This is a genomic window from Aliamphritea hakodatensis (genome assembly GCF_024347195.1).
In the GTDB taxonomy this organism is placed as follows: domain Bacteria; phylum Pseudomonadota; class Gammaproteobacteria; order Pseudomonadales; family Balneatricaceae; genus Amphritea; species Amphritea hakodatensis.
Window position 1 is genome coordinate 4,505,133 of the sequence record NZ_AP025281.1, and the last position, 17,031, is coordinate 4,522,163.

11 protein-coding genes are annotated in these 17,031 nt (G+C 52.1%); 1 reads left to right on the forward strand and 10 read right to left on the reverse strand.

Annotated elements, in window-relative coordinates; translation table 11 throughout:
• Window positions 1-2: 2 nt before the first annotated feature.
• From fliG to PCI15_RS20470, 7 genes are all read right to left on the reverse strand, one after another.
• Window positions 3-1,025: a flagellar motor switch protein FliG gene (gene fliG, locus PCI15_RS20440; RefSeq protein WP_271271765.1), complete on the reverse strand. Its 1,023-nt coding sequence runs from the start codon at window positions 1,023-1,025 to the stop codon at window positions 3-5.
• Window positions 1,018-2,688 carry a flagellar basal-body MS-ring/collar protein FliF gene (gene fliF, locus PCI15_RS20445; RefSeq protein ID WP_271271766.1) on the reverse strand — a complete coding sequence of 557 codons (1,671 nt, stop codon included), beginning with the start codon at window positions 2,686-2,688 and terminating at the stop codon, window positions 1,018-1,020. Before fliF ends, fliG begins: the two co-directional genes overlap by 8 nt.
• 41 nt (window positions 2,689-2,729) lie before the next feature.
• The gene (gene fliE, locus PCI15_RS20450; protein WP_271271767.1) at window positions 2,730-3,074 is read right to left on the reverse strand and encodes a flagellar hook-basal body complex protein FliE; all 345 of its coding nucleotides are present in this window, start codon (window positions 3,072-3,074) and stop codon (window positions 2,730-2,732) included.
• 188 nt (window positions 3,075-3,262) lie between these two features.
• Window positions 3,263-3,886 (reverse strand): 3'-5' exonuclease, encoded by a 624-nt coding sequence (locus PCI15_RS20455; protein WP_271271768.1) that lies wholly within the window; start codon window positions 3,884-3,886, stop codon window positions 3,263-3,265.
• Between the two features lie 17 nt (window positions 3,887-3,903).
• On the reverse strand, window positions 3,904-5,718 hold the full coding sequence (locus tag PCI15_RS20460) for a DUF294 nucleotidyltransferase-like domain-containing protein (protein ID WP_271271769.1): 1,815 nt from the start codon (window positions 5,716-5,718) through the stop codon (window positions 3,904-3,906).
• Window positions 5,719-5,835: 117 nt separating this feature from the next.
• Entirely contained in the window at window positions 5,836-7,644 is a 1,809-nt protein-coding gene (locus PCI15_RS20465; RefSeq protein WP_271271770.1) for a sodium:solute symporter family protein, read from the reverse strand.
• Window positions 7,645-7,671: 27 nt separating this feature from the next.
• Window positions 7,672-7,929: a DUF4212 domain-containing protein gene (locus PCI15_RS20470; RefSeq protein ID WP_271271771.1), complete on the reverse strand. Its 258-nt coding sequence runs from the start codon at window positions 7,927-7,929 to the stop codon at window positions 7,672-7,674.
• Between the two features lie 365 nt (window positions 7,930-8,294).
• Here PCI15_RS20470 and PCI15_RS20475 point away from each other — a divergent pair, with 365 nt between their 5' ends.
• Window positions 8,295-12,242 carry a NahK/ErcS family hybrid sensor histidine kinase/response regulator gene (locus PCI15_RS20475; RefSeq protein ID WP_271271772.1) on the forward strand — a complete coding sequence of 1,316 codons (3,948 nt, stop codon included), beginning with the start codon at window positions 8,295-8,297 and terminating at the stop codon, window positions 12,240-12,242.
• 56 nt (window positions 12,243-12,298) lie between these two features.
• Here PCI15_RS20475 and PCI15_RS20480 read toward each other — a convergent pair whose 3' ends face one another.
• The 3 genes from PCI15_RS20480 to PCI15_RS20490 all read right to left on the reverse strand — a co-directional run bounded on the left by PCI15_RS20480 (window position 12,299) and on the right by PCI15_RS20490 (window position 16,999).
• On the reverse strand, window positions 12,299-12,964 hold the full coding sequence (locus PCI15_RS20480; protein ID WP_261842423.1) for a response regulator transcription factor: 666 nt from the start codon (window positions 12,962-12,964) through the stop codon (window positions 12,299-12,301).
• Window positions 12,965-13,250: 286 nt separating this feature from the next.
• Entirely contained in the window at window positions 13,251-15,203 is a 1,953-nt protein-coding gene (acs, locus tag PCI15_RS20485; RefSeq protein WP_271271773.1) for an acetate--CoA ligase, read from the reverse strand.
• Between the two features lie 431 nt (window positions 15,204-15,634).
• Window positions 15,635-16,999, reverse strand: a complete 1,365-nt coding sequence (locus PCI15_RS20490; RefSeq protein WP_271271774.1) for a sigma-54-dependent transcriptional regulator — start codon at window positions 16,997-16,999, stop codon at window positions 15,635-15,637.
• Window positions 17,000-17,031: the final 32 nt, after the last annotated feature.

A 17,031-nucleotide genomic window follows, 5' to 3' on the forward strand; every position in this document is an offset into this window, starting at 1 on the left:
GGTTAGAGCATCTCTTCGCCGCCGCCACCCAGCATGATTTCACCATCATCTGCAAGGCGACGTGCCACACCCAGAATTTCTTTCTGAGCTTCTTCTACTTCACTTACACGTACCGGACCTTTCGCTTCCAGATCATCACGCAGCAGGTCGGCAGCACGCTTGGACATATTGCGGAAAATCTTTTCCTGCAGGTTCGTATCAGCACCTTTCAGCGCAACAACCAGTACATCTGTATTTACTTCCCGAAGAATAGCCTGAATACCGCGGTCTTCAATATCAATCAGGTTATCAAAGACAAACATAAGGTCGGAGATCTGATCGCTGAGGCTCTCGTCCACTTCGCGGATCTTCTCCATGATGTCCGCTTCAAGCGAGCTGTCAATGTAGTTCATAATCTCGGCGGTTGTCTTCAGACCACCCAGCGAAGCTGTCTGGCTGGAAGCACCGGCAAACTGAGCTTCAAGGATATCGTTCAGTTCCTGCAGCGCGGATGGCTGAATCTGATCCAGTGCGGTAATACGCATCAGAATATCCAGTCGCACCACCTCATCAAAGCTGGCCAGCACCGCGGCGGACTGATCCGCCTCCAGATAGGCAAGTACAACCGCCTGAATCTGAGGGTGTTCGTAGCGGATAATTTCAGCCACCTGACGGGGTTCCATCCAGCGCAGCGTTTCAAGGCCGGAGGTATTGGTATTCATCAGGATACGGTCAATCAGCGTCTGGGCTTTTTCCAGACCTAACGCCTGCCCCAGCATCTCTTTAATGTAGATATCATTATTGATACCGATACTGGTCTGATCGCTGATGGCTTCCATAAAGTCAGCCATCACGGCTTCCACCGCCGACTGGGGAATGTTATCCAGGTCATTCATCGCTGAACCGATCAGCTGAACTTCTTTCTGACCCAGATATTTAAGAATTTCGGCCGCATCCGCCTCACCCATACTGATCAGCAGGACGGCCGCCTTCTGCAGTTTGTTCAGCTCTATGCCCGGTTCAGGAGCCGGCGTTGGTTCACTCATCTTCGTTTACCCACTGACGGATAGCCTGCGCCACTTTGGCAGGGTCTTCAGCAATCATACTGCGAATAGCATTGAGCTGATACTCATAGGTTTCATTAGGCGTCGGTGATAACGCACTGTCGATACCACTGAAGGTCACCTGATCCGCGGACATACCGTCCATTTCCAGCGACTCCAACTGCGCAGAAATATCGCCCTCAGGCGAGTTCTCATCTTTCTTCTCTTTCTGGCTGGCTGCAGCAAGGTGATTCAGGATTGGCCGCAACAGGCCGAACACCAACAACAGAACGAACAGGCCCGCTGCCGCTTTTCTGGCGATGTCCCAAACCCATTCCTGCTGCCAGATCGGAATTTCCTCATCCACAAACTCTTCCGGCGCTGCAAATGGCGAGTTCAGAACGTTGACGCTGTCACCACGCAGGGCCGAAAAGCCCACCGCATCACGTACCAGAATGGTCAGGCGGTCCAGATCCTGCTGTGACCAGGCAGTCTTGCCTGCCTCGGGCGCAGCTCCGGCCGCTAAAAAGTCATCCACAACCACCGCGACCGACAAACGCTTGACGCGTCCCATCTGGTGGCGGGTATAGCTGATGGAACGGTCCAGCTCAAAATTCCGGGTGGCCTGTGAGCGGGCACTCTGCGGGGGTTCAGCCCCGCCTGCTCCAGCTTCACCTTCGGCAATTTCCGGAACCGACGCGGCTCCCGGCGGCTGATTAGAAAGGGCCCCCGGAATACCCCGGGCTTCATTGCTGCCGGTGGTACTTTCATCCAGCGTCTGTTCGCTGCGCAGCGACGGCAAATCCGGGTTAAAAATTTCATCGGTCTGCTCTACGGCAGTAAAGTCGACCTCAGCGGATACTTCTGCACGGAAGTTACCCAGCCCCACAACCGGCTGCAGAATACTGTTTACGCGGTTGAGCAATGTTTCTTCGATCTTGCGGGTATATTCCAGCTGTTTAGCCGCCAGCACCACATCAACATCCGCATCACGGGTGTTCAGCAGGCGACCTTTCTGGTCAACAACCGTGACATCTTCACTGGACAAAGAAGGAATACTGGACGCAATCAGATTGGCAATGGCTTCGACCTGAACCCGGTCCAGTTTACGTCCGGCCAGAAGTTCCAGAAACACAGAAGCGGTTGGCTTGCGCTGATCACGCACAAACACTGACTGTTTTGGCAACGCCAGATGCACCCGCGCCTTGCGCACGGAAACCATACTGCTGATGGTACGGGCCAGCTCACCTTCAAGCCCGCGCCGGTAACGGGCATTTTCCATAAACTGACTGGTGCCCAAACCCTGCTCTTTATCAAGCAGTTCGAACCCCACCGTGTTATCGCCACTGAAACCTTCCGCAGCCAGACGCAGACGGGCTTTATGCAATTGCTCGTTAGGCACCAGGATCGAACGCCCTGACGCATCAAATTTATAAGGAATAGCAAACAGCTGTAGCTGATCGACAATTTCATTGGCATCAGCATAGGCAACGTCGTTGTACAGCACCCGGTAATCCGGCTCCTGAGACCACAGCACCACAGCAAAACCAATAGCGATAGTAGCCGCCAGACCGACCATCAGCCCCAGCTGACGAACCAGACTCAGACGATTGAAGCCAAAGGCTATACCCTTGCTACCACCCGCTGCCATAGATGCGTTTTCCATTTAGTTGAGTGCCCACACAACCGTTAATTCAATAAGCGCCATTAAATTGGCATCTTCATAACATCTTCATAGGCCGACACCATCCGGTTACGGACCTGAGTCATTGCCTCGAATGAAACCGATGCTTTTTCCATGCTGATCATTACCTGGTGCAGATCAACACCCGGGTCTCCCCGTTCAAAGGAGGTCGACAGGGCTTTGGCTTCTTTCTGCATGCCATTCACCTTATCTACCGCGCCTTTCAGCATTTCGCCGAAACCCGGAGTATCATCATTCACACCGGACACAGGCATCCCCATAGGCGCCTGTTGCATCCCCTGCTGCGCCTGCGACTTCATCGCACGCATCTGTTCCAGGACAGAATTTATGTCGGCTCTTTCGATCATACCCACCTCAGAAATCGGCAATATATTGACATTATATGCGTAGACTAGGTCTATTCAAGTAATAATCCGGCGTATTCGCCAAAAAAACGTCATTCATTAACGTCAAAAAACTATACATAGAGAGATAAAAGCAAAAAACGGGCCATCAGGCCCGTTTATTTTTTGACAGGTTGAACCAGATAACCGGCTCAGATGTTTGGCGTCTCGCCATATTTCAGCCGTACGTACATCAGCGCAACTGTAATGGCATCCCCCAGCGCGGTGTGCCGTTCAAGCATCGGAATATCAAGGTTTCTGGAAATAGTATCAAAGCGCAGATCAGCATTACCGCCAATACTCCGCCATTTGATAATGTCGTGATACACGTGAGACAGTTCAATCGCTTTACCCGGCAGGCCAAAGCCGTAACGGGGCCGCAGGAATTTATCCAGCATGCGGATATCATAATTCACGTAATACCCCAGCACCGGCCGGTTACCCACAAACGCCAGCACCTGCTCAAGCGCCTCATCCATCTCCACGCCATCCATCAGGTCTGCGGCACGAATCTTATGAATCTTGATCGAGTCTTCTGTCAGACTTTTAGGCGGCTTTAGCTTAATATCCAGCCGCTCACTGGTGACGACTTTCTGTCCCCTGATCTTGACCGCGCCAATGGACAGTATCTCACCCTCTTTAACATTCAGGCTGGTCGTTTCACAGTCCAGCGATACAACCTCATCGCCGTCATACGGTTCGAATAGTTCACCATGAGGCCCTGCCTTATGGTCAATCCGCTCTTTAAACTGTCTGATAGTACGGGGAATAATCATCCTGAATTCGCCTCCGGTTAGCCTGCCAGGTGATAACGCAATGCCAGATGCTTTTTAAATCCCTTCACGATATGCAAGGCATCACGCAACATATCACGTTCCATTTTATCCAGAAGCGCCAGATCAATGGTATTAGGCGTTTGATCAATGCCATCCTGCTCAGCGCGGATTACCTGCTGTCCCAGCCGGACCTGAATGAACAGCGCCAGCGCCTCACACAATTCACGGCCATGCTTTTCCTTGATCTGCCCCAGCTCCACCAGCGCTTCAATGCGCTTAAAGGTATTCGTTTCCAGCACCCGGTATTCCAGCGCCAGTGTCCGGATACCATGAACAATCGGAAAGATGCCGCCCTTCTTCACATCCAGCTGACCTTTTTCTTTCAGGTTGCCGAAAAAACTCAGCGGCGTATCAAACTCCAGGGCCACTTTGGCAAAATGCGCAAAGAACACCTTATTGCTCTGCAAATGGCGCATAAACCAGTTACGTGAGGTTTTAAAGAGCGCCTGATTCCCGGCAACCGGATGCGCATCAACCGCAATTGCCAGATTCATCTGCGCCGTACCGTCACAGTCCCGGGACCAGTCACTCAATTGCTGTGTCCAGTCGCCGATTGATTTAACCCAGTCAGGATTCGATACCATGATATTGCCCGGACATTCCGGAAACCCGAATGAAATCAGTGTATCGCTGAACTGACGGAGGGTTTTATGCATATCCGGCCATATCAGCCCGTCACGGAAGATAAGCCCATTATCCTGATCGGTTTTCATAATCTGCTCACCCCGCCCCTCACTTCCCATCACCACCAGGCACACATGAGGTTGCATATCTGGCGGAATGATCAGATCAAACAGCTTGGCAATGATCCGGCCATTCATCGCCGCAATCAGATCCATCACAAAACGGGCTTTCACTCCCTGACCGACAACCGCCCGCACCAGATCGCTCAGACCGGCTGCAGCATCCCGCAACGCATCAATGGTATCGGCACGCTCAATGCGCAGGCCAATCACATGGGAATGGCTTGAGAAATAACTGAGCACGTCCGTCAGCTCCACCACACCGGTTAGCTGCTGATCATCCATCACCACAACCCGCTCAATATGCTGCTGGGTCATGGTGATCAGCGCATTGAAGAGGTAGTCGCCGGAGGCCGTGGTTATCAGCCGGTAGCTGGCAATTTCAGCCACATCCGTTTCCAGTGGAAACCCGTCAATGACGATTGCATCCAGTAAATCAGTACCGGTGACCATGCCGTAACGGTTACCCCGCTTAACCAGCATACAGTCGGCCCGTTTCTCCCGCATCAGCCGGGTAGCGGCATCAATACTGCTGCCCTGCTCAACGATCAGGGGTTCACGAATAACGCCGTCTTTAATCTGCGCCAGCATAAACTCGGCCATGTCCTGATCACCGCCCAGCTTAGAGCGGATTTCTGTCTTAGCCGACAGACTTTGCTGAAAGTAATCCGCGAAGCGGCTGTTTTCTGCACACAGATCCAGCAGGGTTTTCGTCGGCAATATATGACAAATCGTTTCTTCTTCGGCGAGAAAGTTATGAATCGCCCGGCCTTTAATCGCCGACCAGCCACCAAAATAATCTTCCGCGGTATAATGAACAAACACATGATCGACTTCACCACCGTCCGCATCATTTTCGCTGACCACACCTTTTAATATAACGTACACCCCTTCCGGCACATCGCCGGCAGCCAGCACTGTCTCACCGCGCTGGTAATAGCCGATATCCAGGCTGTTACGCAGCAACACCTGCTCCGCTTCTGTCAGCAGGCTAAAAGGCATATTCGTCATATTAAAAGATGAAGGCATTTATCCAGTCCTTTTATGCTGTTACATCTGCCAGGCCCTGCCGGGCAGAAAAAAGGGCGCACCTGCTCTCGCGGGTGCGCCCCTGTCACTCTTCCCCTTTATAAAGGAGATTAACGATTAGTGAGCGTGAGCGGCACCCGCACCCCGTGGGACACGGATATTCTCAACGATTTCCTGAATTTCAGCCGGTGGTGGTGGCGTCATCATGGATACGATGTATGCCACGATGAAGTTCAGAATCATACCCACAAAGCCGAAGCCACCGGTGGAGATACCCAGGAACAGATCTTCCTTCGCACCACCCATAAAGGTGAAGTAAACCATGTAAGCCATAGTGGAACCCAGACCCACGATCATACCGGCAATTGCACCTTCTTTATTCATACGCTTGTTGAAGATACCCATCACGATAACCGGGAATACTGAGGAGGAAGCCAGACCAAAGGCCAGCGCCACCACCTGGGCCACAAAGCCCGGCGGATTTATCCCGAAGTAGCCGGCTATACAGATCGCAACAATGGCGGCCATCCGTGCGTACATAAGCTCCTGCTTATCCGAAATATTCGGATTGATACAGGTCTTCATAAGGTCATGTGAAATAGCGGTCGAAATTACCAGCAGCAAACCCGCCGCCGTCGAGAGGGCTGCAGCCACTGCACCGGCAGCGACCAGCGCAATAACCCAGTTAGGCAACTGCGCGATTTCAGGGTTCGCCAATACCATGATGTCACGGTCAACATAGACTTCGTTCGCGTATGGTGCACCGTTCACAGCAGTAGGATTTTCAACAGCATTGGTTACCGCACGCTCACCGTACTCACCACGGTTCTCACCGTCGAAGGCAGGCTTACCCTTCTTACCGTTGAAAGCAGCACCGGCAGCATACTGAACCTTGCCGTCACCGTTATAATCATGCCAGCCCAGCAGACCCGCATTTTCCCAGTTTTTGAACCACTGTGGCATCTGCGCATATTCAGTACCTGCGTTATCAGCACCGTTGATGGTCTGAATCAGGTTTACCCGACCGAAACCGGCAACACCCGGTACAGAGGTATACAAGATGGCAATGAAGATCAGCGCCCAGCCAGCAGACGTACGGGCATCTTTTACACGCGGTACAGTAAAGAAACGAACGATTACGTGTGGCAGACCGGCAGTACCCGCCATCAGCGCAGCGGTTAAGCAGAAGATATCAATCGTGGATTTCTTACCCGCGGTATATTCAGCAAAACCCAGATCGGTGGATAACTGATCAAGCGTTGCCAGAACCGACATACCGGAATCCAGTGTTGCACCCAGACCAATCTGCGGCAGCAAATGACCGGTAATCTGCAGTGACAGGAAGAATGCCGGCACAGTGAAGGCCAGAATCAGGACACAGTACTGCGCAACCTGGGTGTAAGTAATACCTTTCATTCCGCCCAGAACGGCGTAGAAGAATACAATTGCCATACCGATGATGACACCGGTATTAATATCCACGTGCAGATAACGGGAGAATACGATACCTACACCGCGCATCTGACCTGCAACGTATGTGAAGGAAATAACAATCGTACACACAACCGCGATCACGCGTGCAGTGTTGGAATAGTAACGATCACCGACAAAGTCAGGCACCGTGAACTTACCAAACTTACGCAGGTAAGGTGCCAGCAGCATCGCCAGCAGCACGTAACCGCCAGTCCAGCCCATCAGATAAGCACCGCCATCGCGGCCGATGAAAGACACCAGACCCGCCAGGGAGATGAAAGACGCGGCAGACATCCAGTCCGCTGCAGTTGCCATACCGTTTGCGACAGGGTGAACACCACCGCCCGCTACGTAAAATTCTTTTGTAGACCCTGCACGGGCCCAGATTGCGATACCGATATAGAGCGCAAAAGAGCCGCCTATAAACAGGTACGTCAGTACATCAAGACTCATAATACCGTCCTCAGATTCTTGTTATTGTTATTCGTGAACGTCGTATTTTTCATCCAGCTTATTCATGCTGAACGCATAAGCCCAGATCAGGCCTACATAGACGAAAATAGAACCCTGCTGGTCGATCCAGAATCCTAACGGGAAGCCGAAGAACGGAATTGCATTAAGCTGCTCTACCAGCAAGATACCGCACACATATGAAACTACAAACCATATAGAAAGGTATGTAATGATAATGCGCAGATTTTCAGACCAATAGGCCTGAGCATTCTCAGACGAAGACATTGGCACCATCCTTATTTTTGTTATTGGGTTAATAGAATTTCGTCCTATAACGCTAGCAAAGCGCCCCTGTTTCTGATGCCCCGACTTTAGTCTCAGGCTATTTCCACGGTATTGCCCGGCATCTCTCAAAGCCTTAATTCATGGGCGACACAGCGATTTGTTTTGCGCTGCAGCACAACGGTCTCTGTAGACAAAGGTATAATTCTGCTCAACACAATTTCACTGCATTTTTACTGCCCGACTGTGTTTAAATGAAGTTCTGACACGTAATAAAGACTGAATAAAGATTGCTGTGGACTGACTGAATCCGCCCTCACATACGGGGCTGTTAACGGTATTTTTCCACCGCTCAGGAATCGGACAATATGCTCTCTGGCGCATCGATCATTTTCATTTCACTGGCCTATGTATGCCTGCTGTTTGCCATTGCTTATTTTGGCGACCGCAGCCGCAAGGGCCGCTCTTACGCCAGCAACCCCGTTATTTATTCTTTATCACTGGCAATCTACTGCTCATCCTGGACGTTTTACGGTGCCGTAGGACGGGCCACCACCAGCGGCTGGGAATTTCTTGCGACCTATCTGGGGCCGGTTTTAGTGTTTATTTTTGCCTGGCGTATCATTGAGAAAATGATTCTGGTCGGCAAACAGCAAAACACCACCTCGATCGCCGACTTTATTTCCTCCCGCTACGGCAAAAGCCAGTCACTGGCCATTCTGGTCACCGTGATAGCAGTATTCGGCACCATCCCCTACATCGCCATGCAGCTTAAAGCCGTGGCAATCAGCTTTGATGCCCTGACACCCAATATTGCCGACGGCCTCAGCAAAGGTAGCGATACTGCACTCTTTGTTGCCCTGCTGATGGCAGTATTTGCCATTCTGTTCGGTACCCGCCATATCGATGCCACCGAGCACCACGAAGGCATGGTACTGGCCGTCGCCTTCGAATCCATTATCAAGCTGACCGCCTTTATCATGGTTGGTCTGTTTGCGGCCTTCGAGATTTTTGAAGGGGTGGACGACCTGATCTTCAATATCAGCCACCAGCTCAGCTATAACGTCAATTTCCGCGGCCCCCTGAGCAACGGATTCGTCATTGAAGTATTACTGGCCTGTGCGGCGATCATCTGCCTGCCCCGCCAGTTTCACGTCACCATTGTGGAAAACACCCGGGTAGACAACCTGAAAACGGCCCGCTGGCTGTTTCCGCTGTATATGATCCTCTTAGCGCTGTTTGTGTTGCCGATCGCCACCGCAGGTATGACCGTCTTTAACCCGGCCAATACCAACGCCGATACTTACGTGTTGCTGCTGCCGTTACGCTCCGGCCATGAAAATCTGGCGGTATTCGCCTTTATTGGCGGTTTATCCGCGGCAACCAGCATGGTAATTGTTGCCTCCATTACCCTGGCAACCATGGTCTGTAACGACATCATCATGCCCTTGCTGCTGCGCATCTCATGGCTAAAACTCTCGGACAATAAAGATCTTGGCGCGCTGTTATTACGGGTCCGCCGTATCACCATTGTCTGCCTGATGCTCATGGCCTACTTTTATTACCGCATTCTCGGCGATCAGACCTCACTGGCCTCCTTTGGCTTACTGGCATTTGCCGCAGCTGCGCAGCTGATTCCCGGAATTATCGGCGGCATTTACTGGAAGGAAGGCTCCCGCTACGGGGTTCTGGCCGGGCTGAGTGCAGGCTTTATTCTGTGGATTTACACCCTGGTATTCCCGACACTGGCCAGCGTCGGATTACTTGATAACGACATCATAGAGAACGGCCTGTTTGGCTACGAAAGCCTTAAACCGATGGCTCTGTTTGGCATTACCGGGCTGGATATCCTCACCCACGGCACCCTCTGGAGTGTCGGTGTGAATGCCTTACTTTATCTGGTCATTTCTCGCTATACATCGCAACGGCTGGTTGACCGCATTCAGGCCAGCGCGTTTGTTGACGCCTACAATAAAGATCTTAATGAATCCCAGCGCACCACCAACACACACGCCACCGTCAGCGACCTGCAAACCCTTGCAGAGCGTTTTCTGGGCACAAACCGGGCGCAGCACGCCTTTACTGATTTCGCGCTGAAATTCAGTCAGACCCCCCCACTGCCCAGTGAAAAAGCCAGCCATGAACTGATTCAGTTTACCGAACGCCTGCTGGCAGGTGCTATCGGCGCATCTTCCGCGAGGATCGTACTGGCCTCTACCCTGCGGGGCAAAGACATGCAAATCGGCGATATCGTTACCATTGTCGATGAAGCCTCTCAGGCGCTGCGCTTTAACCGTTCCCTGCTGCAATCCACCATTGAAAATATTTCCATGGGCATCAGCGTAGTGGACCAGCAAATGCGGATCGTGGCCTGGAACCGCCGCTATATTGAAATGTTTAACTACCCTGACGGGCTGGTGTGTGTCGGACGGCCCATTGAAGACATCTTCCGTTATAACGCCCGCCACGGTGAATACGGTGACGGTGACATTGAAGCATCCGTTAAAGCCCGCCTTGACGCGATCCGCTCCGGCGACAATCAGGCATACGAGCGTCATCGCCAGAACGGTACCGTACTGGAGATTCGCGGCAACACCATGCCGAACGGTGGCTTTGTGAATACCTATATGGATATCACCGACCACAAAGAGGTTCAGGAAGCCCTGCGTGAAAGTGAGCAGAATATCCGTATTTACACCGACAATGTGCCGGTGCTGATTGCTTATCTGAATAACGACCAGTACTACCAGTTCGTTAACAAATCTTACGCCCAGACATTCGGCATCGACCGGCATAACATTGCCGGTATGCACTGTACCAGCGTGCTCAGCGAGGAAGAGTACAAACAGCGCTTACCTTATATAAAAGCTGCCGTTGCCGGTGAGCGCCAACGGTTTGAAACCCAACTGCCAACAAAAGACGGCTCCCCCCGGTATGCCGAGGTCACCTATATTCCTCACTTTGGCTATCAGGGTGAAATCCCCGGGTACTTCACCCTCTATCAGGATATTACTGAGCGCCGGCTGGCGGAACAGGCCCTGCAGGAAACCAATGAAAACCTTGAACAGCGGGTGCAGGAACGTACCTACTCCCTGTCAGTGGTCAATAATGAGCTGCGCAAAGAAAATACCGTCAGGGCTCTGATTGAGGATGAACTGCGTCAGGCTAAAGCGGATGCGGATGCCGCCAACCTGGGTAAAACCCGCTTCCTTGCGGCCGCCAGCCACGACGTATTACAGCCCCTGAACGCTGCCCGGCTGTTTACCTCCGCACTGGCCCAGCAACAGCACAGCGAAGCGACGACTCAACTGATCGAAAATCTGGACGGTTCACTGAAAGCGGCAGAAACCCTGATCTCAGCCATTCTGGATATTTCCAAACTGGATGCCGGCGCACTGGTGCCTAACCGCAGCCACTTCAGCCTGACAACCCTGTTTGAAAATCTGAATACAGAATTCACCGCACTGGCCAATGACAAAGGTCTGCAGTTCCACTTTGTAAACTGCCACAGAATTGTGCACTCCGACCCTCAGTTGCTCCGGCGGGTACTGCAGAACTTCATATCCAATGCCATCCGCTATACCCAAAAGGGTAAGGTCCTGCTGGGTTGCCGTCATACCGGCAACAGCATCCGCATTGAAGTCTGGGACACCGGCGTAGGCATTCCGGAAGACAAGCTCAGTGAAGTCTTCGAGGAATTCCGGCGCATTAACAATCCAAAGCACTCAAAAGTGGAGGGTCTGGGTCTGGGCCTGGCCATTACTGAACGTATTGCCCATATTCTTGAGCACCCGATCAGCGTCCGCTCCTGGCCCGGTAAGGGCACAGTGTTCAGCGTCAATGTACCGCTGGGAGAAACCAGTAAAGCGATTAAGCAGCAACCGGAAAACCGCGGCTGGACCCGCAGCAAAGGTTTGGAAGGGGTGAATGTGCTGGTTGTGGATAACGAGCCGAGTATTCTGGAAGGCATGACCGCACTGCTACAAGGCTGGTCTTGTAATACCTTATGCGCCACCTCCAGTGCCAGCGCAGTAGCTCTGATCCGCGACGAGGATTTCACTCCGGATATTATCCTGATGGACTACCACCTGGATAACAGCCTGACAGGCATCATGGCACTGAACGACCTTGCACCACTGTGGCCGGCCCCGGTTCCGGCGGTGGTCATCACTGCAGACCGCACCGATGAAGTCCAGGATGAAATTCGTCAATCGGCTGCGCAACACCTGAATAAACCCATTAAGCCAGCCGCTCTGCGGGCTATGATCAATAAGCTTATTTCAGCCAGCCGACAACAGGAAACCGAACCGTCCTGATGGCCATAAAAAAGGGCCTGATGGCCCTTTTTTATAACAGCATTCCTACAACAAAGTTATGCCAACTCAGTCTTCGGCGGCTCAACGCCTAAGCGTTGTGCAGCTATCACCGCCTGAGTACGGCTGTGCACTCCCAGCTTACGTAATATTGCTGTCACGTGGGCCTTAATCGTCGCCTCTGAAACACTCAGCTCATAGGCGATCTGCTTGTTTAACAAACCTTCTGTCAGCATGGTCAGAACTCGGAACTGCTGTGGCGTCAGTGAGGCAAGATTATTGGCAAATACCTGGTCTTCTGCCGGCACATCATCCATATTATCTGCCAGCGCCTGCGGCAACCATTCTTCGCCCTGCAGCACTTTAGAAATCGCTTCAGCAATGATATCCAGCGGCGATGATTTAGGAATAAAACCGGACGCACCATAATCAATGGCGCGCTTCATCACCTGCGGCTCTTCGCTGCCGGAAACGACCACAACAGGAATTCCCGGGTTTTGGCCCCGCAGGAATACCAGGCCGGTAAAACCGTTGGTCCCCGGCATATGCAGGTCCAGCAGGACCAGATCTGCGTCGCTGTGTGTATCTACCGCTTCCTGAACGGCGGCCAGAGAATCAGCTTCTACAATTTCAACACCGGAAACAGCTTGAGTCACCGCCTGTTTAAGCGCTGCACGAAACAGCGGATGATCATCCGCGATGATTATTTTCTGCGCTAACTGCATTCAACCTCTCCCCATATGCATCATGTTACTTAGCATAGCAGTGAAAACGGCTCTGGCAGGAGCGGTAACGCCCTGCGGCACACTGCTTACATTAGCAACATCTTATCACCGGCAACCTTTTAAACAAACTTCAGCCACCTGCTGTGGCGAATTTTATTGTTTAAGCTCAATAAGTTAGCCTTATACTTAAGTCGAATACCCGACCTGCTCTGTCACTTTTAAAACAACTCTGTATAGCACAAACAACAACGCCCCGTACAAAGACGGGGCGTTGAATTTTAAGCACTTACTTACGGTTCATTCGATGCTCAATCAGATCATCAACCACCGATGGGTCCGCCAGTGTTGAGGTATCCCCCAGAGCTGCAAAATCATCTTCAGCGATTTTACGTAGAATACGGCGCATGATCTTGCCGGAACGGGTTTTTGGCATGCCCGGTGCAAACTGAATCAGATCCGGCGAAGCGATCGGGCCGATTTCCGCACGGACCCAGTTACGCAGTTCTTTCATCAGCTCGTCAGATTCTTCGTAGCCAGACTGCAGCGTTACATACACATAGATACCCTGCCCCTTGATGTCATGCGGATACCCCACTACGGCCGCCTCTGCCACTGCACCATGTGCCACCAGTGCAGACTCAACCTCAGCGGTACCCATGCGGTGGCCGGATACGTTAATCACATCATCGACACGCCCGGTAATCCAGTAGTAGCCATCTTCGTCACGGCGGGCGCCGTCACCGGTGGTATACATACCTTTGAATGTTGAGAAATAGGTTTGTACAAAACGCTCGTGATCCCCCCAGATTGAACGCGCCTGGGATGGCCATGAATCAGTCAGCACCAGGTTACCGTCAACGGCACCGCTCAGTTCATTGCCTTCACTGTCCAGTAGAGCCGGCATAACACCGAAGAACGGACGGGTTGCAGAACCCGGCTTAGCCGCCGTTGCCCCCGGCAGCGGCACAATCATGACGCCACCGGTTTCAGTCTGCCACCAGGTATCAACAATCGGGCAGTTTTCCTGACCGATAATCCGGTGATACCACTCCCAGGCTTCAGGGTTAATTGGCTCGCCGACTGAGCCCAGAATGCGCAGTGATGACAGGTCTGCATCACCCAGCACATCTTCCCCCTGCTGCATCAGTGCACGGATTGCTGTTGGCGCTGTATAGAACTGATTCACTTTATGTTTTTCGATAACCCGGCCGAAACGGCTGTTATCCGGGTAGCTAGGCACACCTTCAAACATCAGGGTTGTTGCACCGTTGGCCAGCGGGCCATAGACAATATAGCTGTGACCGGTTACCCAGCCCACGTCTGCTGTACACCAGTAAATATCGCCGTCTTTATAATCGAATACATACTCATGGGTCATGGAGGCATAGACCATGTAACCGCCGGTTGTATGTTTCAGGCCTTTAGGTGCGCCGGTAGAACCGGAAGTGTAGAGAATAAACAGCGGATCTTCGGCATTCATTTCTTCTGCGGGGCAATCTGCTGAGGCAGCGGCTGTCAGTTCTTCATACCACTTATCACGACTGGCATCCCAGGCAACATCCTGATCCACACGCTTAACCACCAGCACACTGCTGATGCATGCTGCAGCAGCCGGATTTTCCAGTGCTTTATCCACATTTTCTTTCAGCGGAACCGCTTTGCCGCCCCGCAGGGAGAAGTTGGCCGTAATCACAACTTTAGAGTTCGCACCTTCAATCCGTGCCGCCAGGGCTTCCGGCGAGAAACCACCGAACACAATAGAATGCACTGCACCGATACGGGCACAGGCCAGCATTGCTACCGCCGCTTCCGGGATCATCGGCATGTAGAGGGTGACAACGTCGCCTTTCTCAACACCTTCGCCTTTCAGTACGTTGGCAAACCGGCTGACACGCTCATGCAGATCACGGTAGGTAATGTTCTCCGATTCACTCGGGTCGTCCCCTTCCCAGATGATTGCGGTCTGCTCACCACGGGTTTCCAAATGCCGGTCCAGACAGTTGTATGCCGCGTTCAGGGTGCCGTCTTCATACCAGCGGATATCCACATTGTGCGGATCAAAGGAAGTATTCTTAACTTTTGAGTAAGGCTTAAACCAGTCGATACGCTTACCATGCTCACCCCAGAACGCATCAGGATCATTAACTGACTGCTCGTACATCGCTGTGTATTTTGCGTTATCGATATGCGCAGAAGCGGCCATCGCTTCAGAGACCGGATACATCTTAGAGTCGCTCATGATCATGCCCTTAACTTGTTATTTTATATTCGTTATCAGCGGATAATGCATAACAGCGCACTTTACTGTCATACATTCATGCTCAGGTTTCAGCGTGCGGCGGCACTGACTGTTCCCGACAAAAGATTCATTATATAGACGCCGGGAGTTGGCCAGACGCGAAAATCTGTTCCTGATTTAATTAATTACTCTACTAATACCATGCTTTTTGCAGCATTGCCTCACAGGCTGACAGTAAAGTGCTTTCAGCATTCATCTGATGTCTGATCAATGTATAAAGACTGCTCTGATGCCTAAATTAGACATTGGTCGATTTACCGCAAGCCATTAGTCTTACACGGCATCAGACTGAGGGTAGCGTTGCGGCAGGGTTTGAACAAGTGACTGACCGTTCTGCAAATGTTGCCATTTGCAGAACACAGCCCGGCAAATCAGCCCAGCATTGCATCCAGATCCACACCGTCTTCGCGCATTTTTGCCAGCTTATAACGCAAGGTCCGGGGGCTGATACCCAGTTGCTGGGCGGCGTCTTTACGGCTGCCTCCGGTTTCCCTGAGGGTATCAATAATCAACTGATATTCGTGCTGACGTACACCGGTCACCAGCGGGTTTGAATCGCCCCCTGAGGACAGCTCAACACTGGTATCAAATTCTGCAGTCTGAATACTGGTGGGCTGAATATGCAGGTCACGGGCACTGATCAGTGCCCCCTGCTGCAAGATCAGGGCGCGCTGTACCACGTTATCCAGTTCCCGGACATTACCCGGCCAGTCATAACTACTCAGCGCCTGCTCAGCATCTTCACTCAGAGAGACAGCCGTGCGGTTCATCTTCAGTGAGTACTTACTCAGCAAACGTTTGGCCAGCGGTACAATGTCTGCCCGGCGCTCCCGCAGCGGTAACCATTGCAGCGGAAATACATTCAGCCGGTAGTACAGATCTTCACGGAATTTATTCTCACCCACATAAGACTCAAGCTTACGGTTAGTGGTCGCCAGAATACGTACATCCAGGCTGATCACTTTGCGGCCACCGACCCGTTCCACTTCCTGTTCCTGCAGCACACGCAGGAGCTTGGCCTGCAGGCCCAGATCCATCTCTGAGATTTCATCCAGCAGAATCGTCCCGCCATTAGCCTGCTCAAACTTACCCGGGTTGCTGCTGTACGCACCGGTAAATGCACCCTTTTCGTGGCCGAACAATGTCGCTTCCAGCATGCTTTCGGGAATTGCCGCACAGTTAATAGCAATGAACGGCTGATCCGCTCTGGGGGAATGATTATGAATGTACTGTGCGAGTACCTCTTTACCCGTACCGCTCTCCCCGGTAATCAGTACGGTGGAATCGGTTTCAGCCACCCGCCGGGCAACCTGTAACAGTTGTTTACTGGAGTTTTCTTCCGCCACCGGCTGCAAATTATCCTGTTTGCGAATCTGAGTTCCGGTATACCGTTTAACCACCTCAATCAGCGCATCCGGCTCAAAAGGCTTCATCAGATAATCCACCGCGCCGCTGCGGATTGCATCGACTGCTTTATTTACCTGCCCATAGGCTGTTATCAGCATGACCGGCAGGCAGGGATGTTGCTGCTGTATTTTTTCCAGTAATTCATGGCCGTCCATGCCGCCCATGTTGACGTCACTGACCACCATATCCACCGATTGCTGCCCCAGCAGTGTCAGTGCATCTTCACCTGATTCGGCTTCAAGACATCCGAAATCGGCCAGTTCCAGTGTATCAACCAGCGCCTCTCTCAAGCTGGCATCATCTTCAACCACCAGTATCTGCGTCGCCATGTATTTTCCCGTTTCGTTATCTGTATAAATTC